The sequence below is a fragment of the Mycobacterium sp. RTGN4 genome (assembly GCF_033804635.1).
Lineage (GTDB): Bacteria > Actinomycetota > Actinomycetes > Mycobacteriales > Mycobacteriaceae > Mycobacterium.
Genome location: NZ_JAPZLB010000002.1, coordinates 458821 through 478151, shown reverse-complemented (window position 1 = coordinate 478151; position 19331 = coordinate 458821). Strand labels below are relative to the sequence as shown.

Genomic DNA, 19331 nt, shown 5'->3' with positions numbered 1-19331 from the left:
GCGGTCATGGACCGCGACATCGCGTTGGACACCTATCGGTACCTGCGCGGCGGCATGCCGGTCATGCTCGTCATGCTGGCCTCGGCGCTCATCATCGAGCGCGCCACCGCGACCTGCTGGCAGACCTCCATCAGCGCGTACTACTTCACCGGAGTGCACGCCGTCTTCATCGGGACCATCTGCGCGATCGGCACGCTGCTGATCGTCTACAAGGGCAGCAGCGACACCGAGGACGTGCTGCTGAACCTGGCAGGCATCCTCGCGTTCGTCGTCGCATTCGTGCCGACGACGCGACCGGTACTGCTGTGCGGAGCATCAACCCTGCCCGTCGACGCGGTAAACGAGCGCGCGGTGATCGCCAACGTGTGGGCGTTGGTCGTCGCGCTCGCGGTGTCGCGCGCGGCCTCGTGGTGGATGTATCGACGCACGAGGACCGGCCGGGACCGCAGCCCACTCGGCACGGTCGCGATCTGGGTGCAGCGGGCAGTGCTCGCCGTCGGACTCGTCACACTGATCGTCGCGTCCAAGTGGTTCGTGGCCAACGCGCACGGCATCGCCGCCAGCACGATGTTCGGCGTATTCATCGTGACGGTGCTGATCAACGCGGTCCTTGTTCGTACCCGCTACCGGGTTGTCTACCAAGTCATCTCGGTGCTGATGGTGCTGACCTTGGTAGCGACCGTCGTGGTGCACTTCGTGCTCGACGACTTCAACCATATTGTGCTCGTGGTCGAGGTACTCCTCATCGCCGAGTTCGGCGCCTACTGGGTGGTGCAAACCGTCGAGCTCTGGAACTCGCCCGTGCGCGACGTGGCGGTCGACGCTCGGTGCACGCCACGTGAGGCCCGGCTGCGGCGCGCGCTCTAGTGTGCACGGGTCAGATTACGCAGCGCACTTCGCGGCCACCTGCACGTCGCCGTCCGCCGTCAGCCTGGTCCGGTAGACCGCAACGCGCACGGTGTCGTCATCGAGGCAGGATCCGTCGTCAAAGGCGAAGGCCTGCTTCTTGATCGGGGTCTGCACGCACGCCCGGCCGGCCCGGTCGCCGACGATGCCACGCGACATCACGGCAGCACCCGACCACGGGTCGACGTTGCCGATCGCCCGCACGGATCCGTCGGTGAGCCGGAACAGCGCCACCTGCGTGCCGTCGGGCATCAACACTCCCACCCCGCGGCACGGCGCAAGGCGCTCGTACGCGCACGCCGTCGTCCACTCGGGATCCGCTGGGAGGGTGGCCGTTTCGCGGTCGTCAAGAAGGGTCACGAGGTGGTCTCCTGCAGTGGTCGGAACGCGGGTGTCGCGAGGGGCACCTTGCGACCGAACCGCTCGGTGAACTCGACGGTCGGGTCGGCCGCATCGGGTGCGTTGACGAACGATACGAATCGGGACAGCTTCTCGGGGTCCTCCAGTACGCCCTTCCACTCGCAGGCGTATCCGGCGACGTGGCGGGCCACGGCCTCCTCGAACTCCGCTGCCAGGCCGAGGGAGTCGTGGCAGACCACATCACGAAGGTGGTCGAGCCCTCCTTCGAGCGCCTCGACCCACGGTGCCGTGCGCTGCAAGCGGTCGGCCGTGCGGACGTAGAACATCAGGAAGCGGTCGATGTAGCGCACCAGCGTCTCGTCGTCGAGGTCGCTGGCCAGTAGTTCGGCGTGCCGTGGTGTCGCGCCGCCGTTGCCGCCGACGTACAGATTCCAGCCGGTCTCGGTGGCTATCACGCCGACGTCCTTGCTCCGCGCCTCTGCGCATTCGCGCGCGCAGCCCGACACCCCCATCTTGATCTTGTGCGGGGCGCGCAGGCCGCGGTAGCGCAGTTCGAGGTTGATCGCCATCTGCACCGAATCCTGTTGGCCGTAACGACACCAATCGCTGCCCACACAGCTCTTCACCGTGCGCAGCGCCTTGCCGTAGGCGTGTCCGGACTCCATGCCACCTTCGACGAGCCGCCGCCAGATCTCCGGAAGTTGGTCGACCCTTGCCCCGAACATGTCGATGCGCTGGCCGCCGGTGATCTTGGTGTACAGGTCGAAGTCACGGGCAATCTCGCCGATGAGGATCAGTTGAGCGGGGGTGATGTCGCCACCCGGCACCCGCGGCACCACCGAGTAACTGCCGTTGCGCTGAATGTTGGCAAGGAAGTGGTCGTTGGAATCCTGCAGCGAGGCCTGCTCGCCGTCCAGGATGTGCTCGGAACTCGTCGATGCCAGGATCGACGCCACCACGGGTTTGCATATGTCGCAACCAGTTCCGCGTCCGAACCGTTCGATCAGCCCCGAGAACGTGCGGACCGAGGTGGCCGAGACGAGCTCGAACAGTTCGGCCCTGGATTGGGCGAAGTGTTCGCACAGTGCCTTGGACTGCTCCACGCCCTCGGCCTCGAGCAGTTGTTTGAGCAACGGCACGCAGGACCCGCACGACGTGCCCGCCTTGGTGCAACTCTTCAAGGCGGGCACGTCCGCGCAGCCACGGGTGATCGCGTCGGTGAGGTCGCCCTTGGTGACGTTGTTGCAGGAGCACACCTGCGCGGCGGCGGGAAGCGAGCCGACCCCGAGTTGTACTGAGCCGTCGGCTGATCCGGCGGGTGTGAGGAGCGCGAGCGGATCGCCGGGGAGGCGCTCACCGACCATGGGCCGCAGCACGCCGTAGGCCGTCGCGTCGCCGACCAGGATCCCGCCGAGCAGGGTCTTGGCATCGTCGGAGAGCACCAACTTGGCGTAGGTCTGGTTTACCGCATCGTTGACTGCGACCTCCAGGGAGCCAGGGGTCGCACCCATGGCGTCACCGAAGCTGGCCACGTCGACGCCGAGCAGCTTCAGCTTGGTCGACGTGTCGGCCTCGCCGAACTCCGCGGCACCGTCGAGCAACCGGTCGGCGACCACCTCGGCGCTGGTGTATCCGGGGCCAACAAGCCCGTAGCAGCGGCCTTCGATCGCGGCCACTTCGCCGACGGCGTAGATATCGGGATCGACAGTGGCGCACGTCAAGTCGGTCAACACGCCGCCGCGGGTGGCGAGCGGCAGGCCTGCTGCCTTCGCGAGTTCGTCACGCGGCCGCACGCCCGCCGCGAAGATCACCACGCCCGCATCGATGGGGGTGCCGTCGCTGAGCAGCACCCGTAAGCCGTCAGCACCCACCTGCTCTATGGCATCGGTACCGACGTCGACGTGCACCGAGATCCCGAGTTCGGTGACCATACGTTGCAGGAGCGCACCGCCCGCGGTGTCGAGCTGCTGATTCATCAGCCGCGGGGCGCGCTCGACGACGTGCGCGTGTAAACCGAAGCCGCGCAACGCGTTCGCCGCCTCGAGCCCCAGCAGACCGCCGCCGATCACGACCCCGGCGGCGGCGCCTGCGGCCATCGTGGCTTGCACGTCGGCGCGAATGGCGTCCAGATCGTCGAGCGTGCGGTACACGTGACACCCGGGCAGGTCGTGACCCGGCACGGGCGGGACGAACGCGAACGACCCCGTGGCCAGGACGAGCGCGTCGTAGGAAAGTCTGCGGCCCAGCAGCGTCGTCACGTACTTCGCCGAGCGGTGGATCATGGTCACTCGGTCCCGCAACACCACCTCGACGCGCTCGTCGCCGACGTATCCATTGCCCGCCAACGCAAGGCGTTGGCGGTCCCAATGCTCGGTGTAGCCGGTGAGGCCAACGCGGTCGTAGGCGGCGTCGGCTTCTTCGGCCACGACGGTGACGTGCCAGGTGCCGTCGACGTCGCGGGCGCGCAGCGCCTCGACGAACCGGTGCCCGACCATGCCGTGACCGACGACGACCACGCGCTTGGGATAGTGCATGGCGCCACGCTAAGCACCCGACATTGCCTGGATGTCGCCTCATGTGAAGCGCTCGTCACGGTGTGCTCACCGGTCGAATCGGTGACGTGTGAGCCGCCGGCTCAGATGTGGCCTGCGGACCCCTGACTGGTGGGCGTTGCGTACGGGTTGTAGATCGTGGTCGGGGTGTCGACGGTTGACGGCTGGTCGCCGCCTTCGGGTGGCGCGTTCGGCGGCGGACCCGCCGGGGCCGGGGGCCCCAGCTCGCTCGTCTGCACGCTCGGCTTCGCGTAGCTGGTGGTCGTCGACGACGGAGTCGTGAAGCTCGTACTAGCCACCGACGTATCGGGGTACACCACGTCTGGCGGGTCCACCGAACTGTCCGAAACCCGCATCACGGCGTACACCAGCAGTCCGAGCAGCACGAGCCCGGCCACCCCGCTCGCAACCACCACGCCTTGGTGCTCATGCCACGGCTCGTCCTCGGTCACCGGCGGATCGTAAACCGGGAGCGCTACTTCCAGCGGGCCAGGATCTCCTCGGCCTTGCCGGATAGCGCCCGCTGAAGGAATGGGCCGAAGCTGATCCGGCCCACGCCGAGCGGGCCGAACGACGCCGGGTCGTCCTGATCCGGCAGCGCGATGGCGTTGATCGGCAAGGGCAGTTCGTCGGCGAGCCTGCGCAGCGTGTCCGGGTCGTGGCGGCCAACCGGGTAGAGGCTGTCCGCACCAGCCTCTGCGGCGAGCTTGAGCCGCGCGATCGCCCGGTCCACGCGATCGGACTCGTCACCGTCCTGCCGCAGGAAGAGGTCGGTGCGGGCGTTGATGACCACATGCACCCCCGCGGCGTCCGCGGCCTTGCGGAGCTCACCGACGAGCGCGGCGTGTTCTTCGGCCGTACGTAGTCGCTTGCCCTCCTTGTGGACGGTGTCCTCGATGTTGAGCCCGACGGCACCCGCCGAAAGCAAGCCCTCGATGATCCGCTGCGGGGATTCGCCGTAGCCCGACTCGATGTCGACCGAGACGGGCGCGTCCACGGCGGCCGTGAGCTGGGCGACCCGGGTGGTGAGCTCGTCGAACGACATCCCCTCGCCGTCGGCCTTGCCCACCGAGTCGGCGACCGGATGGCTGCCGACCGTGAGGGCAGCAAAGCCTGCGTCGACGGCCAGCTTTGCCGACCACGCGTCCCACACCGTCGGCAGGATGGCCGGATTGCCCGGCACGTGCAGCGCCAGTAGCGCGATGGCGCGGTCCTTCAAAACCTCTTCTGGCATGTCCCCAACTCCGTTCTGTGACGTGACTTGTCTCACTGTGATCCGATGACGTGGCTAGCATCAGTTGTCGTAATGTGATTCGTGACACCCTTCAGCCCAAGGAGGTCGGCCTCTTGTCCACCACCACTGAACTCGCTCAGCTACACGAATTGATCGGTGGCTTGCGACGCTGCGTGTCCTCACTGTCTTCACGCTACGGCGACTCCGCTGCGATGCGTCGCGTGGTCAACGACGCCGAACGCATCATGAACGACATCGATCGGCTCGATATCGACGCTGAGGAACTGGAACTCACGCGGGGGGTGAGCCAACATCATCACGTCGGCGAGAAGATCGGAATCCCCGACACCCAGTACGCCAGCGACTTCTGGCAGGACGTGGACGACGAAGGCCTCGGTGGGACCCGTTAGGCAAGCTTGATTTCGCCCGTCGCCGGGCACTCCGCTAACGTCCGGTCGGACACATTACAACCGAAGTGAGGGAATCCCCTTGAGCGCACCCACCGCCGACCGCCCCGGCACAGGTGTCTTCTCGCCAACGCGAGCGCAAATCAAGCAACGCACGCTGCGCACCGACGCCTGGTGGAAGTCGCCGCTGATCATTGACCTCGGCTTCGCCGCGTTCGTGATCTACGCGACGGTTCGGGCGTTCCTGCAGAACAACTACTTCGTCGCCGAGTACCGCTACCTGACGCCGTTCTACTCACCGTGTGTGGTCAAGTGGAACGAAGCAACGCAGTCGGGTTGCTTCCCCGAGTCCAGTCACTTCGGCCAGTTCCTGCCCGACGTGTGGTGGCTGCCCTACGCGGCGTTGACACTGCCGTTCCTGCTGTTGTTCCGGTTGACCTGCTACTACTACCGCGGGGCCTACTACCGCACGGTGTGGCAGGCCCCGACCGCCTGCGCGGTGGCCGAACCGCACGCGAAGTACACCGGCGAGACCCGGTTTCCGCTCATCATCCAGAACACGCACCGGTACTTCTTCTACATCGCCGGCATCATCTCGGTGATCAACACCTACGACGCGATCATCGCGTTCCACTCCGACAAGGGGCCCGGCGGCTTCGGATTCGGATTGGGCAACATCATTCTGGTCGTCAACGTCGTCATGTTGTGGATCTACACGCTGTCCTGCCACTCCTGCCGCCACGTCGTCGGCGGACGGCTCAAGCACTTCTCCAAGCACCCCGTCCGGTACTGGTTCTGGGGACAGGTGAGCAGGCTGAACACGCGGCACAAGATGTACGCGTGGATCACGCTCGGCACGCTGATGCTGACCGACTTCTACATCATGTTGGTCGCCAGTGGGACCATCACCGACCTGAGATTCGTTGGCTGACAAGGCCATTCACAAACTAGTGAGGTTGAATTAGTATGGCTGAACTCGAACGGCACGAGTACGACGTCGTCGTGATCGGGGCCGGCGGGGCTGGACTACGCGCGGTCATCGAGGCCCGTGAACGCGGTTTGCGCGTCGCAGTGGTGACCAAGTCGCTATTCGGCAAGGCGCACACCGTGATGGCCGAGGGTGGCTGCGCGGCGGCGATGCGCAACGTCAACACCAAGGACTCCTGGCAGGTGCACTTCGGTGACACCATGCGCGGCGGCAAGTTCCTCAACAACTGGCGGATGGCCGAACTGCACGCGCAGGAGGCGCCCGACCGGGTGTGGGAGTTGGAGACCTACGGTGCGCTGTTCGACCGCACCAAGGACGGCAAGATCAGCCAGCGCAACTTCGGCGGGCACACCTACCCGCGGCTGGCCCACGTCGGCGACCGCACCGGCCTGGAGATCATCCGCACGCTGCAGCAGAAGATCGTGTCGCTGCAGCAGGACGACTTCAAGGAATTCGGCGACTACGAGGCCCGGATCAAGATCTTCCACGAGTGTTCGATCACCGATCTGATCAAGGACGGCGACCGTATCGCAGGCGCGTTCGGATACTGGCGCGAGACCGGCAACTTCATCCTGTTCGACGCGCCCGCGGTGGTGCTCGCGACAGGCGGCATCGGCAAGTCGTTCAAGGTGTCGTCGAACTCCTGGGAGTACACCGGCGACGGCCACGCCCTGGCGCTGCGCGCGGGATCCAACCTGATCAACATGGAGTTCATCCAGTTCCACCCGACCGGCATGGTCTGGCCGCTGTCGGTCAAGGGCATCCTCGTCACCGAGGGTGTCCGCGGCGACGGCGGGGTGTTGAAGAACTCCGAGGGCAAGCGGTTCATGTTCGACTACATCCCCCCGGTGTTCAAGGGGCAGTACGCCGAGACCGAGGAAGAGGCCGACCAGTGGCTCAAGGACAACGACTCCGCCCGTCGCACGCCTGACCTGCTGCCCCGCGACGAAGTCGCCAGGGCCATCGTCGCCGAGGTCAAGGCTGGCCGCGGCACCCCGCACGGTGGGGTCTACCTCGACATCGCGTCGCGCATGCCCACCGAGGAGATCAAGCGTCGGCTGCCCTCGATGTACCACCAGTTCATCGAGCTGGCCGAGGTCGATATCACCAAGGACGAGATGGAGGTCGGTCCGACCTGTCACTACGTGATGGGCGGTATCGAGGTCGATCCCGACACCGGCGGCGCTGCCACGCCAGGACTGTTCGCCGCAGGCGAGTGCTCCGGTGGCATGCACGGCTCCAACCGGCTCGGCGGCAACTCGCTATCCGATCTGCTGGTGTTCGGCCGCCGCGCCGGACTCGGCGCCGCCGACTACGTGCGGGCGCTGGCCGACGACCGGCCGAAGCCGCCGCAGGACGCCGTCGACGAGGCCACCAAGATGGCATTGGCGCCCTACGACGCACATGCGCAACCCGAGAACCCGTACACGCTGCACGCCGAGCTTCAGCAGTCGATGAACGACCTCGTCGGCATCATCCGCAAGAAGGAAGAGATCGAGGAGGCGCTGGTCAAGCTCGACGAATTGCGGGGCCGCCTCCAGAACGTCGCCGTCGAGGGCGGCCGGGTGTACAACCCGGGCTGGCACCTGGCCATCGACATGCGCAACATGCTGCTGGTCAGCGAGTGCGTGGCCAAGGCGGCGCTGCAGCGCACCGAGAGCCGCGGCGGACACACCCGCGACGACCATCCGGCGATGGACGCCAACTGGCGCAACACGCTGCTGGTCTGCAAGACCACGGCGGCCGCGACCGCCGATGCGATGGTCCCCGGCGTCACCGTCGTCCCCGAAGAGCAGGTCCCGATGCGACCGGATCTGCTGGGCACCTTCGAGCTCTCCGAACTCGAGAAGTACTACACCGACGCCGAACTGGCCGAGCACCCGGAACGGAAGGGCTGAACATGACTGCATACGACGCGAGTCTGCGGGTGTGGCGCGGCGATGAAACCGGCGGCGAACTCAAGGACTACACCGTCGAGGTCAACGACGGCGAGGTCGTGCTCGACATCATCCACCGGCTGCAAGCCACCCAGGCCAATGACCTCGCCGTGCGGTGGAACTGCAAGGCAGGCAAGTGCGGATCGTGCTCGGCGGAGATCAACGGCCGCCCGCGGCTGATGTGCATGACCCGCATGTCCACGTTCGGCGAGGACGAGACCGTGACGGTGACGCCACTGCGCACCTTCCCCGTCATGCGCGACCTGGTGACCGACGTGTCCTTCAACTACCAGAAGGCACGCGAGATCCCGTCGTTCACCCCGCCGAAGGATCTGCAGCCCGGCGACTACCGCATGCAGCAGGAGGACGTCGAGCGGAGCCAGGAGTTCCGCAAGTGCATCGAGTGCTTCCTGTGCCAGGACGTCTGCCACGTGGTGCGTGACCATGAGGAGAACAAGGCGAACTTCGCGGGTCCGCGCTTCCACATGCGCATCGCCGAACTCGACATGCACCCGCTGGACGTCGTGGACCGCAAGGACATGGCCCAGGAAGAGTTCGGCCTTGGCTACTGCAACATCACCAAGTGCTGCACCGAGGTCTGCCCCGAACACATCAAGATCACCGACAACGCTTTGATCCCCATGAAGGAGCGCGTCGCCGACCGCAAGTACGACCCCGTCGTCTGGCTGGGCAAGGTGCTCTTCAAGAAGAAGTAGTGCTCTTCAAAAAGAAGTAAGCGCTCGAGCACGTGAACGGCTGCGAAGTCCATCAGGACTTCGCAGCCGTTTCGTTTTGGCGGCGTACGGTGGAATGTGCAAGTCAAACGCCATTCAGCGACGAAAGGCACCCACATGAGCACTGGAGAAACCCAGAGCGTCAACGACATTCGTACCGCGATCCGCGAGCTTTCCGCCCGCGCCGAGCTGGCCCGCAAAGAGGGCAGGCCCGACGACGCGGCCGAACTGGAGCAACGCGTACAGGGTTACCGCGACGAGCTGGCCGCTAGACCGTAGCTAGCCGCCCAACCGCCGGAACGTGCTGCGGTGGAAAACGATGGGCGCGACGTCGTCGTGCACGGTGAGCTCGCTGACCTTCAGGATCACGATGGTGTGATCGCCGGCGGGGATCAACTGCTCGATGGCGCTCTCAAGCCACACGCTGGTCCCGTGCACGAATACCGCGCCACTTGTCCGCGACTCCGTCTCCAGGCCCGCGAACCGGTCGCCCGTCTTCGCGGCGAGGGTCTTGGCCGCCGCGTCATGGGATTCACCGAGCACGCTGATCCCCAGCGCGGGTAGATCCTTGAGTTTGGGCCACGTCTCCGACGTGTTCTGCACGCAGAACGAGACCAGCGGCGGGTCGAGCGATACCGGTACGAACGTGCTGGCGGCCAAGCCGACGCGCACGCCTTCCACTTCCGCGGCAATGGCGATGACGCCGGTCGGAAAGTGGCCGAATGCTTCGCGCAGGGAGGCCGGGCTGAGATCGGTGCTACTCATAACACTTCCATCTTCACACGTATCCATGCGCGGCGGCCACGTCAGGGTGCGCCCGCAACCTGCTCTTCCACGCGTTGCGTCCGTAGACCGAGTAGATGCGTTCGTTTGAGGGGTCCGCGGTGACGCCGCGCGCGCCCCCGGCGAGTTCGTCGGGCAACGTCAGCACGGGCAGTTGGGCGTCGAGCCGGGGGTTGAAGAAGTACGGCACCGAAATGCGCTCGGTGTCGGCGATCCGGACCCGGTGCTCGGTGGCACGCAGATAGCCGCCGCTGGCCAGCTCGAGCATCTCGCCGATGTTGACGATGAAGGCACCAGGCAGCGGGTCCACGTCGATCCACTCCCCGTACCCAAGCCCCGTCGCCCCGCTCGGCCCGCGGACTTCGAGCCCTCTGGTGCCAGGTTCGGCGAGCAGCAGGGTGAGCACGCCCGCATCCCGATGCGCGCCGACGCCTTGCGGAGTGACGGCCCGAGCCGGGTAGCGCACGATCTTGATCAGCGTCGCCGGGGTGTCCGCGAACGCGGGCTCGAAGACATCAGCCGGACTACTCAGCGATACCGCCCAGTGCTCCAACAGCTTTCGTGCTACCGCTGCCAGCGCGACGTCCCATTCCGCGATGACGGCGGGCAGGTCGGGAAGCGCTACCGGCCACTGGTTGGGGCCCTGCAAACAGAGGTGCGGTTCGTCGGGGTCAGGCAACGGCACGCGCTCGGGGCCGATGTCGAGTTGTTCGCGCCAGTCGACCGCGCCGCCGGTGAGCTCGCCTCCGAGCCGGGTATAGCCGCGAAAGTGCGGGCTGTTGATCATCGCGACGGCGTCCTTGTCGGCCTGCGGTAGCGCGAACAGTGCGCGCGCCGCCGCCAGCACGCGATCCGTCAGATCATCGCCGACGCCGTGCCCGGTCAGGTAGAAGAAACCGACCTCGTGCGCGACCGTCCGCAATCGTTCGGTCAGCGCGGCCGGTTCGTCGCGCAGGTCGACAACGGGCAGCGTGGTCCGAACGGAGGTCACGTGGCCATGATGGTCGGATTCCTCGACGCCCGCCAGGGTCGGAATCGCCGTGAATGCAAGCGACCTGGAGTCGGCGGGCCGAGCGCGGTAACGTAACGCCCATGCCCGCGCCGTCCCTTCTGTCCGTGCTGCGCGGCTAAGCGAACCTAGCCAACGCTCGCCTCGTCATGTGGATCACGCTGCTGTTGATGGCCGTTGCGGTCAGCCTGGAGCCGTTCCGGATCGGCATGACAATCCTGATGATCAACCGGCCCCGGCCGCTGCTCCAACTACTCGCCTTCCTCGTTGGCGGCTTCGTCATGGGGCTCGTGGTGGGTGTCATCGCGCTTTTCGTGCTGCGACCGGCCTTGGGTTCCGCCCATTTCACGTTGCCCCGAGTGCAGATCGTGGTCGGCGTGGTGCTCCTGGTCAACGCGGCGGTGGTGGCCTCGGGCGTGATTGGTAAACGCGGCAAAGACGATGGGAGCCAGGCAGATCGGCCGTCCGGAACGCTCGCGACGCGCACCAAGAAGCTGCTCAACGGCCGGTCCCTGTGGACCGCCGGAGCCGCAGGCCTCGGCATCGCGCTGCCGTCCGTCGACTATCTCGCCGTCCTGGCGCTCATTGCCGCCTCCGGCGCCGCAGCGTCCGCCCAACTCTGCGCCCTACTGCTTTTCAACGTAGTGGCGTTCGCGTTCGTGGAGATCCCGTTGGTCTGCTATCTGGTGGCCCCGGACCGGACGCGCGCCACCCTGACGGCACTGCAGGACTGGGTGCGCAGGCGACGCCGCCGCGACGTCGCCATATTGCTGGCCGTGGTCGGTTTCCTGCTGATCGGCGCGGGATCGGCCGGACTCTAGCGTCGAGGACGCTGAGCTCAGGCGTCCAACCGGGCGAATTGGTCCTGGCGGTACTGCTCGATGCACGCGGCCCGTCGAATCTTGCCGCTCGTCGTGGTCGGAATCGACCCTGGCGAGACCAGCACAAGATCCCCGACGTTCAAGCCGTGCGCATTGGATATCGCCGAGGTGACGTCGCTCTTGACCCCGCTGAGCCAGCGCAATGCCTCCTCGTCGGAAGCGCCTCGCTTCTTGAGTTCGATGATGGTGACCAAGTTTTCGGTGCTGTTCACCGGCACCGCTATCGCCGCGACTCGCCCACCTGTGATCTCTTGGACCGTCACCTCGATGTCCTCGGGATAGTGATTGCTTCCACGGATGATGAGCAGATCCTTGATGCGGCCGACGATGAAAAGCTCACTGTCGGAAATGAATCCGAGGTCGCCGGTTCGTAGCCACGGTCCGTCGGGCGTGCCCGATGAAGGGTCGAGCAGCGTTGCGCCGAAGCAGCCCTGCTCCTCAGGCGCTCTGCTCCAGTAGCCGTCGGCGACATTGTCGCCATGCACCCAGATCTCGCCGACCACATCCTGCGGGCACTCGCGATTCGTCTCGGAATCGACGATGCGCAGCGTAGGGTCCTGCGGCACTTTGTATTTGACAAGCGACGTGCCTCTGCCAGCCGCACTCCGCTGAACGCGGCCCGCGGACAGCTCTTCGACATCGAACTGAGCCGCTGGCGATGATTCGCTCCACGTGCCTGACGCCACGAAGACGGTGGCCTCCGCCAAGCCATACGAAGGACGCATCATGTGGTCGCGAAAGTTGAAGTGCGCAAACCGATCAACGAAGCGCTCCAAAGTGGTCGGCTCGACGCGTTCGGCGCCGCTGATGATGCCAAGCACCCCGCCGAGGTCAAGGCCGGCCAGATCGGCGTCGGTGGTCTTGCGGGCGGCCAGGTCGAACGCGAAGTTGGGCGCCGCCGAAAAGGCACTGGGATTCTGCGCCAGCGCTCGCACCCACCTGGACGGCTTCTCCAGGAACGCCACCGGATTGGTCAAGTCGGCCGGAATGCCGCCAAGGATCGGGGCGCAGACGCCCAGCACCAAACCCATGTCGTGGTAGAAGGGCAACCACGACACGATGGTGATGTCAGCCGGGATCTTGACGCCGGAGTGCGCGAAGAGGCTGCGCATCAATTGCTCGAAATTCGTCTGGAGGTTGCGATGCGAAAGCATGACCCCGGTCGGCGTTCGGGTCGAACCTGAGCTGTATTGCAAATACGCGGTGCTGGGCACGTCAGTCAGGTCGATGCCCGGTCCGACCTCGACGTCCAGATTCAAGGAATCGATTTCGACGAGCTTGGGAGCGATGTCCAGGCGCGCTTGATCCACGTAGTCGCCGACATCGCCCGCGACCGCGGACGTGGTGAGCACGACCGACGGCGACGTGTCGGCAAAGACCGCACCAACCCGATCGTGACTCGAGCCGCGATGCGGCAACGGAAGCGGCACCGCGATCAGCCCAGCCTGCATGGATCCCAGGAAAGCCAGAATGTAGTCAAGGCTCTGAGGCGCCAGGATCACCGCCCGGTCTCCGACCGATGCGTGAAGGCTGAGCTCGCGCGCCACATTCATCGTCCGGCGGGACAGTTGCGACCACGTGAGCCGCTCCGCAACACCCGATGGATCCTGCGCGTAGTCGGTGAACGTGAAGGCCACGTCGTCGGGGCGCAGGCTGGCCCGTCCGTGCAGCATGGAGAGCATGGTTGATTGGGGGCTAAGCGTCATGTCACGTCACATCCGTTATGGGTGCGCGCCGTTGGACAGCACCGACATGGCGCCGTTTACGAGCGTCGAAATGGGGTCGCCGCCGCCGCCGAACGTCGCGTCGTTGGCCGGTGCGGTGACTACTGCGGGGTCGAAGCCGCGCACCGGATCCACCTGGATCGGTGCGGTCGCCGGGTCGTCGTTGCGCGAATAGCCAGCATTGACCCTGGGCATCAGGATCGCGTCCAGCTGGTTCAGCGTGTTCTCGTCGTACCCGAGGTACTTGAAGCCCAGGGTCAGGGGAAGGTGCTGCTCGGGGACGAGGTACGTCGTCGTCGTCGCACCCTTCGAGTTGACCGTCGTCACGATGTTCTGCGCCGGAACATTGCTCGGGTTGGTGAACGCAATCGCGGTGTGACCGGTGGCCAGGCCGGCGATCGAGTTGGCCAGGGCGAACAGATTGTCTGGCCGGTCGGGAAAGTCAGCAATGCTGTCGTAGGCAGAGACGAACTGGTCGGTGTGGTACTGGCTCTCCACCGGCGCAGGCATGCGGTAGTCCAGCGCGGGCACGACGCTGCCGGGCGGAAACATCTGGGTCAGGAAGCTCTCCCCGAAGGGGGTCTTCGCGAGTGGGTCACCGAACGTCGCGAAGCTGAGTTGATCAGGCGGCGGAGCGGTCGGATCGTTGGCCATCGATGCCTTCACGGCATTGAGTACGAACGCGCCCTCGGACAACCCCATCGCGGTCCCGGGGCCACCCTTGCGGATGGCCGCCTCGAGGTTTGGCTCTCCGATGTCGACGGACTCGCCGATGCTCGGCCCATCCAGGCCCAAGCCGGGATGGATCTTTTCTCCGATCGGGCCGATGCCGGGGAACAGGCGTTCCAGGACGTGGCCCTGCACCTGTCCTGCCGGGTAGTCCACCTTCACCCGCTTCATGCCAGGGAACCATTGCTCGCCGGTCATGCGGATGTACTCGTCATAGGGAATGCCGAGCACGTGAGCTCCGCCAAGCGCATACGCCGTCGCGTTGGGCCCCGTCGCACCGGGCGGCGTCGTGGCGGGCCCGGCCGCACCGGGCGCAGGCGGCGCGGGGGTGGGCGAGTTGTCGGCGGTGGCGCTCCCGGCGCCGAAACATCCTGTGACACCGGCAGTTACCAGCACTGCAAACCCTGCGAGGAGTTTCTTCATCCCTGCTCCTGACCGCTCAGCTTCTCTAGTTTCACATACATGGCGTGTCCTCGCTAACCCTGTGAGGCGACGGCCTTGGCTGGTGCCCGCGGCGCTGCGGGCCCTTGTGACGGCCACCAGCTCGCCCGCCCGACCAGCGTCGCGATGGCGGGCACGGTGATGGTGCGTACCACGAAGGTATCCAGCAGAATGCCCACCCCGATCACGAAACCGCCCTGGATCACGATGCCGATGCTGGAGAACAAGAGCCCGCCCATCGAGGCGGCGAATATCAACCCAGCCGCGGTGATCACGCCGCCCGTCGAACCCAGGGTACGGATGATTCCGTACCGCATGCTGTGCGGAGACTCGTCCCGCATTCGCGACACCAAGAGCATGTTGTAGTCGGCGCCCACTGCGACCAGCACCACGAAGGCCAACGGGGGCACGCTCCAGTGCAACTGCTGGCCGAGGATTAATTGGAACGTCAAGACGCCGATGCCGATCGCCGCGAAATACGAGATCACCACGGAGCCAACGAGATAGAGCGGCGCGATGATCGCACGCAGCAGCACCATCAGCGTCAGCATGACGACGATGAGGGTCGCGATGATGATGAATCGGATGTCGTGCTCGTAGTAGTCACGCGTGTCCCGCAGCGCGGCAGGGAATCCGCCCATGGAAATCGTGGCGTCGGACAGTGTGGTGTTCGGCTGGGCCCCCCGAGCGGTGTCATTGATCTCATTGACCTGATCCATCGCCTCGGAGCTGAACGGGTTCAGTTTGGTCTGCACCAGATACCGCGCCGAGTGACCGTCGGGCGAGATGAACGCCTTGGCGGCCTTCTTGAAGTCCGGAAGACCCAGCACTTGTTCCGGAATGTTGAACCCCGCCTGTGACGGGTCCGCGGCGTTGTCCTTCATCGTCAAGAGAAAGGCCGATGCCTCGTTGAGTCCGGACGCCACCAGTTTGATCTGATCGACGAGTTGGTCCACACCGCCTGCGACCTGCTGGCTCCCGCCCGCCAGGCGGTCGGCGTTCTGCTTCAGCTGGCTCAGGCCCGCCTGCGGGCCACCGGGCTTGTTCAGGCCCATGTCGTTGACTGCCTTGGCGACGTTGGTGAGTGCACTGTTGAGCTTGTTCACCGTCGCGTTGAGGGTCTGCTTGTCACCGAAGCCCTGGAACTGGTGCGCGAGGTCGTTGATCTGGTTGACGTTTCCCTCGTTGCTCGGGTCGACCAGTGCCCGAAACTGCGTGCGGGTGTCGCTACAGGAGGGATTGGCGTCGCAGATCGCGTTGCCGTCCAGCGCCAGGAGCACCGGGCCTATCCAGGCGAAGAAGTTCTTGGTGGCGGTGAAGTTCACACCCATGGAATTGCCGAGCGCGTTGATGCTGTCGACGAGCTTGGCTGCGGTGTCGACGTCGCGCACCAGCTTGTCCCCACCGTATTGGGTTCGCATCGAAGAGAACTCGGTGACCAAAGCCTGGATGCTCGGCACGATCCTGTTGACCTGAGCACGCACGTCATTGAGGGTGCCTGCCAGCGTGTTGGCTCCGGTCGCCAGTCGGTTGAGGTCACCGGTGCGCTGGGTGATCTGATCGGATCCATCAGCCAGTCGGTCGCCGACGAGCCCGGCCTGATACGTCGCCCTGAATTCTTGCGGTACCACTCCCAGTGGTCGGGTGATGCCGCTGACCAGACCGACGTTCGGCAGCTGTGCGACGCGCGAAGCCAGTTGTTCCAAGTCTGCGAGCGCCCGCGGTGTGCGCAGGTCGTGCGGTGACTGGATGAGGATGTATTCCGGGATGGACTGAGCGATGGGGAAGTGACGTTCCAGCGCGGCGTACCCGATCGAGCTCGGCGCCGACGCCGAGACGACCTTTCGATCGTCGTAATTGTATTTCGCGAAGATCGCGAAGCTGGCCAGGATGGCCAGGACGAGCACGCTGGCGACCAGGTGTGGCACCGGTCTGCGCACGATGCGGATGCCCGAACGTCGCCAGAACCGCGCCGTCAGTTCACGCCGCGGCTTGACCCAGCCGCGCGGCCCGGCGAGCACCAGTATTGCCGGCAGCAGCGTCAGTCCGGCCAGGAACGCGACGCCGATACCGATCGCCGACGAGATTCCGACCGTTCGGAACACGCCCATCTTGGCGAAGCTCAACAGGAGGAAGGTGAGCCCCACCGTGGTGGCGGATGCGGTGATCACCTTGCCGATCGAGATCATTGACGCCTTGACCGCCCGGTTGGAGTCCATCCCAGACCGCACGTAGTCGTGATAGCGGCTGATCAGGAAGACCGCGTAGTCCGTGCCCGCACCCGCCATGATCGCGCTCAAGAAGACGATGGACTGATTCGAGACGCCCGAGCCGGTCAACTCGGAGAAGCCCGCCACCGCGGCCTGCGCGATCACCAGGGACGAGCCGATCGTCACCAACGGCAGCAGCATCGTGACCGCACTGCGGTAGACCAGCAGCAGCACCAACAGCACCAGGACGCCGATCGCGAGCTCGATCGGCAGGCGATCCTTTTCACCCGCGACGGTGAGGTCCGCGACGGTAGCCGCGGGACCGGTGAGGTGCACTGTCATCTGGCTGCCTGCGACGTTGCGTTCGACGAGGTCGGCCACTCGGTTGTATGCGTCGAAGGCCCGCGGCGTGCCCAACTCACCCGCGAGGCCGACGGGCAACACCCAGGTCTTCTTGTCCTCACTCGTCAGGAACTGTCGCAGTTGTGGCGTGTTGACGAAGTCCTGCACCGTGACCACATCGGCCTGGTCATCGTGCAGCGCATCCACGAGTTTGCGGTAGGTGACCTCGTCGCCGGGTGTCAGTCCGTTCTCGTTTATCAACGTCACCAACAGCAGGTCATCGTTGCCCGGTTCGTGAAAGGCCTCGTTCATCTTCGCGGCGGTGACACTTGAAGGTGCACCGCTAGGCAAGATCGCGAGCGGATGCTTCTGCGACATCTCGCCCAGCGAGGGCAGCGACAGGGGAAGGACGACCGCCAAGGCGATCCAAATCCCTATCACCGCCCATGGCCATCGCACCACGAGATCGGCTAAACGTCGCATGTCGCCCTCATCCTTGCCATCGATCCCGCACCGCTATGCGACGCGTCCCCAGTGGCCGCTGTCAGCAACCCGTATGGACACCGATCTCATGGCCTCCATATAGCGGGTGACCGACTTCTCGGCGACCGGATTGTCGGGGTGCATGATCGCCATGACGGTGCCTTCCCCGTACCGGAATATGTAGATCGTCAATTGGTAGGAAAACCGGTCGTCCGGATACATCCCGATGTTGTTCGCAAGGCCCAACTCCCCTGCCGCGAGGATAGCGTTGAGCGGCGCGGCGCCACCGTGCAAGAAGTTGGACACCGGAAAGTTCGGCCGGGGCCAGTTCAACCACGGGGCCAACTCCAATACGCGGTAATACGGCACTCGTGCCATGGCCAGACCGGAATCGAATGAGGCCTGCGCCGCGTATGCCGCATCGTTGAAAGAGGTCGCCGCGATGGGAACGGTGATCGGGATCAACCCGGTAAACCAGCCCTGCGTCATGAAGTTGTCGCTGGCCGTGCGCGAATCCCTCGGGGTGAGCCCGTAATACGTGAGCGCACCGGTGAATTCGTGCTCCACCAAGCCGAGACAAGCGAACAAACCGCCGACGAAGCGCGCACCCGCCGTACTGCAAGCCGCTTCGAATCGGTCCGTCTGATCTGTGCTCATCAGTAATAGCGAGCTCCAGGCACTGGTGGTCGCCTCGTTCGGATTACCCAGCGGCAGTGGGAAGTCCGGAAAGCCGTCACTGTTGTTCTCGGCGAACTCGATCCACGCCTGCACCCCAGGCGAGTCAAGGGTCAACGTTGACGTGAACTCTCGCTCGCGGATACAGAAATCGTCGAAGCTACCGGCGTCGGGCAGGGCGAGTTCCTGCCCGGCTCCGCTCATCGCGGAGTACATGCCGTTGGCTTCCATCATCGTCGTGCCGATCAAGGTCGCGTCCCCATGGACGTGATCCATAGCCGCGAAGAAGGTGAAGTGATCTTCGTGCTGAACGATCCCGAAGAGGAAACAACCCCACTCCAACGGATTCGGTATGTCCACGACGTGCGCGCGTATCTCAGCATCGGACATGAGGCCCTGATCGACGGGCACGAACTCAATATTTGCTGAATCTTCGATCGAATGTCGAGTGAAGCCGCCGTCACCCCCCGCTTCGAACCAGCTGCGGAATGTGTCGTGCCGACGCAGGTATGTGTTGACGGCGTGGTCCATGGCTGAAATGTCGCACTGCCCGGCCACGTCGCAACTGGCGATGATCTGCCGCGAGAAGGTCTGGCCGGCGGCCGCCCGTTCGGAGTAGTTCCGGAGGTGCTGGCTCTGCATGTAGCTAACCGGCACCGAACTGGTCGGTGCCTGTCGAGCGACCTCCTTGGCCGCGTCCGTCGGATGCCAAGACGTGACAACACCCGGTGTCAGTGACCACTCGCCAAGTGCACCAACAGTAATTTTTCCGATGCGCAAAACTTCGTCCTCCCAGCTTGGCCGGTTCCCGAGTCCGGCTAACGTCGCGTCGATCAACTTACCCTCGATGGGTAACAGGTGCCTGGCACCCCCCTACCCCTGACGGAGCGCCCCAACAAGGCACAGGCACACGTGGGATAGTGAGCGTTGAGGTTG

General features: G+C 65.1%; 17 protein-coding genes. 7 read left to right on the top strand and 10 right to left on the bottom strand.

Annotated features, from left to right (window positions below; all coding sequences use genetic code 11):
* The first annotated feature begins 6 nt into the window (after nt 1–6).
* Nucleotides 7–867 carry a hypothetical protein gene (locus tag SLQ30_RS06160; protein ID WP_319447449.1) on the top strand — a complete coding sequence of 287 codons (861 nt, stop codon included), beginning with the start codon at nt 7–9 and terminating at the stop codon, nt 865–867.
* Between the two features lie 15 nt (nt 868–882).
* Here the strand turns inward: SLQ30_RS06160 and nirD are convergent, their stop codons facing one another.
* The 4 genes from nirD to SLQ30_RS06140 all read right to left on the bottom strand — a co-directional run bounded on the left by nirD (nt 883) and on the right by SLQ30_RS06140 (nt 5052).
* Nucleotides 883–1266 (bottom strand): nitrite reductase small subunit NirD, encoded by a 384-nt coding sequence (gene nirD / locus SLQ30_RS06155; protein WP_319447450.1) that lies wholly within the window; start codon nt 1264–1266, stop codon nt 883–885.
* Nucleotides 1263–3800, bottom strand: a complete 2538-nt coding sequence (gene nirB / locus SLQ30_RS06150) for a nitrite reductase large subunit NirB (protein WP_319447451.1) — start codon at nt 3798–3800, stop codon at nt 1263–1265. Before nirB ends, nirD begins: the two co-directional genes overlap by 4 nt.
* Nucleotides 3801–3901: 101 nt before the next feature.
* Nucleotides 3902–4270: a hypothetical protein gene (locus tag SLQ30_RS06145; protein WP_319447452.1), complete on the bottom strand. Its 369-nt coding sequence runs from the start codon at nt 4268–4270 to the stop codon at nt 3902–3904.
* A 23-nt stretch (nt 4271–4293) separates the two neighbouring features.
* Entirely contained in the window at nt 4294–5052 is a 759-nt protein-coding gene (locus SLQ30_RS06140) for an isocitrate lyase/phosphoenolpyruvate mutase family protein (protein WP_319447453.1), read from the bottom strand.
* A gap of 113 nt (nt 5053–5165) precedes the next feature.
* On the opposite strand from SLQ30_RS06140, the gene SLQ30_RS06135 reads away from it, so the two are divergent.
* From SLQ30_RS06135 to SLQ30_RS06115, 5 genes are all read left to right on the top strand, one after another.
* Nucleotides 5166–5462 carry a hypothetical protein gene (locus SLQ30_RS06135; RefSeq protein ID WP_319447454.1) on the top strand — a complete coding sequence of 99 codons (297 nt, stop codon included), beginning with the start codon at nt 5166–5168 and terminating at the stop codon, nt 5460–5462.
* 79 nt (nt 5463–5541) lie between these two features.
* Nucleotides 5542–6390 (top strand): hypothetical protein, encoded by an 849-nt coding sequence (locus SLQ30_RS06130; protein WP_319447455.1) that lies wholly within the window; start codon nt 5542–5544, stop codon nt 6388–6390.
* Between the two features lie 35 nt (nt 6391–6425).
* Nucleotides 6426–8345 carry a fumarate reductase/succinate dehydrogenase flavoprotein subunit gene (locus tag SLQ30_RS06125; protein ID WP_319447456.1) on the top strand — a complete coding sequence of 640 codons (1920 nt, stop codon included), beginning with the start codon at nt 6426–6428 and terminating at the stop codon, nt 8343–8345.
* A 2-nt stretch (nt 8346–8347) separates the two neighbouring features.
* Nucleotides 8348–9100, top strand: coding sequence for a succinate dehydrogenase/fumarate reductase iron-sulfur subunit (locus tag SLQ30_RS06120; protein WP_319447457.1), 753 nt, complete (start codon nt 8348–8350; stop codon nt 9098–9100).
* A 135-nt stretch (nt 9101–9235) separates the two neighbouring features.
* Nucleotides 9236–9397 carry a hypothetical protein gene (locus tag SLQ30_RS06115; protein ID WP_319447458.1) on the top strand — a complete coding sequence of 54 codons (162 nt, stop codon included), beginning with the start codon at nt 9236–9238 and terminating at the stop codon, nt 9395–9397.
* Here the strand turns inward: SLQ30_RS06115 and SLQ30_RS06110 are convergent, their stop codons facing one another.
* Nucleotides 9398–9883, bottom strand: a complete 486-nt coding sequence (locus SLQ30_RS06110) for a flavin reductase family protein (RefSeq protein WP_413467938.1) — start codon at nt 9881–9883, stop codon at nt 9398–9400.
* Between the two features lie 13 nt (nt 9884–9896).
* Complete coding sequence (locus SLQ30_RS06105; RefSeq protein ID WP_319447460.1) at nt 9897–10892, bottom strand: isopenicillin N synthase family dioxygenase; 996 nt, start codon at nt 10890–10892, stop codon at nt 9897–9899.
* Between the two features lie 167 nt (nt 10893–11059).
* On the opposite strand from SLQ30_RS06105, the gene SLQ30_RS06100 reads away from it, so the two are divergent.
* Nucleotides 11060–11731: a GAP family protein gene (locus tag SLQ30_RS06100; RefSeq protein WP_319447461.1), complete on the top strand. Its 672-nt coding sequence runs from the start codon at nt 11060–11062 to the stop codon at nt 11729–11731.
* 17 nt (nt 11732–11748) lie between these two features.
* Here the strand turns inward: SLQ30_RS06100 and SLQ30_RS06095 are convergent, their stop codons facing one another.
* The 4 genes from SLQ30_RS06095 to SLQ30_RS06080 are packed head-to-tail and all read right to left on the bottom strand — an operon-like array spanning nt 11749 to nt 19175.
* Nucleotides 11749–13497: an AMP-binding protein gene (locus SLQ30_RS06095; RefSeq protein ID WP_319447462.1), complete on the bottom strand. Its 1749-nt coding sequence runs from the start codon at nt 13495–13497 to the stop codon at nt 11749–11751.
* A gap of 15 nt (nt 13498–13512) precedes the next feature.
* Entirely contained in the window at nt 13513–14667 is a 1155-nt protein-coding gene (gene pe, locus SLQ30_RS06090) for an acyltransferase PE (RefSeq protein ID WP_319447463.1), read from the bottom strand.
* Between the two features lie 53 nt (nt 14668–14720).
* Nucleotides 14721–17720: an RND family transporter gene (locus SLQ30_RS06085; RefSeq protein ID WP_319447464.1), complete on the bottom strand. Its 3000-nt coding sequence runs from the start codon at nt 17718–17720 to the stop codon at nt 14721–14723.
* 33 nt (nt 17721–17753) lie between these two features.
* Nucleotides 17754–19175 (bottom strand): condensation domain-containing protein, encoded by a 1422-nt coding sequence (locus SLQ30_RS06080; protein WP_319447465.1) that lies wholly within the window; start codon nt 19173–19175, stop codon nt 17754–17756.
* Nucleotides 19176–19331 lie beyond the last annotated feature (156 nt).

What these genes read in the sequence shown, in the direction of transcription:
- SLQ30_RS06085 (WP_319447464.1), bottom strand. Translation starts at nt 17,720, where the DNA reads ATGCGACGTTTAGCCGATCTCGTGGTGCGATGGCCATGGGCGGTGATA.
- SLQ30_RS06115 (WP_319447458.1), top strand. Translation starts at nt 9,236, where the DNA reads ATGAGCACTGGAGAAACCCAGAGCGTCAACGACATTCGTACCGCGATC.
- pe (WP_319447463.1), bottom strand. Translation starts at nt 14,667, where the DNA reads ATGAAGAAACTCCTCGCAGGGTTTGCAGTGCTGGTAACTGCCGGTGTC.
- SLQ30_RS06125 (WP_319447456.1), top strand. Translation starts at nt 6,426, where the DNA reads ATGGCTGAACTCGAACGGCACGAGTACGACGTCGTCGTGATCGGGGCC.
- SLQ30_RS06140 (WP_319447453.1), bottom strand. Translation starts at nt 5,052, where the DNA reads ATGCCAGAAGAGGTTTTGAAGGACCGCGCCATCGCGCTACTGGCGCTG.
- SLQ30_RS06110 (WP_413467938.1), bottom strand. Translation starts at nt 9,883, where the DNA reads ATGAGTAGCACCGATCTCAGCCCGGCCTCCCTGCGCGAAGCATTCGGC.
- SLQ30_RS06100 (WP_319447461.1), top strand. Translation starts at nt 11,060, where the DNA reads ATGTGGATCACGCTGCTGTTGATGGCCGTTGCGGTCAGCCTGGAGCCG.
- SLQ30_RS06095 (WP_319447462.1), bottom strand. Translation starts at nt 13,497, where the DNA reads ATGACGCTTAGCCCCCAATCAACCATGCTCTCCATGCTGCACGGACGG.
- SLQ30_RS06160 (WP_319447449.1), top strand. Translation starts at nt 7, where the DNA reads ATGGACCGCGACATCGCGTTGGACACCTATCGGTACCTGCGCGGCGGC.
- SLQ30_RS06120 (WP_319447457.1), top strand. Translation starts at nt 8,348, where the DNA reads ATGACTGCATACGACGCGAGTCTGCGGGTGTGGCGCGGCGATGAAACC.
- nirB (WP_319447451.1), bottom strand. Translation starts at nt 3,800, where the DNA reads ATGCACTATCCCAAGCGCGTGGTCGTCGTCGGTCACGGCATGGTCGGG.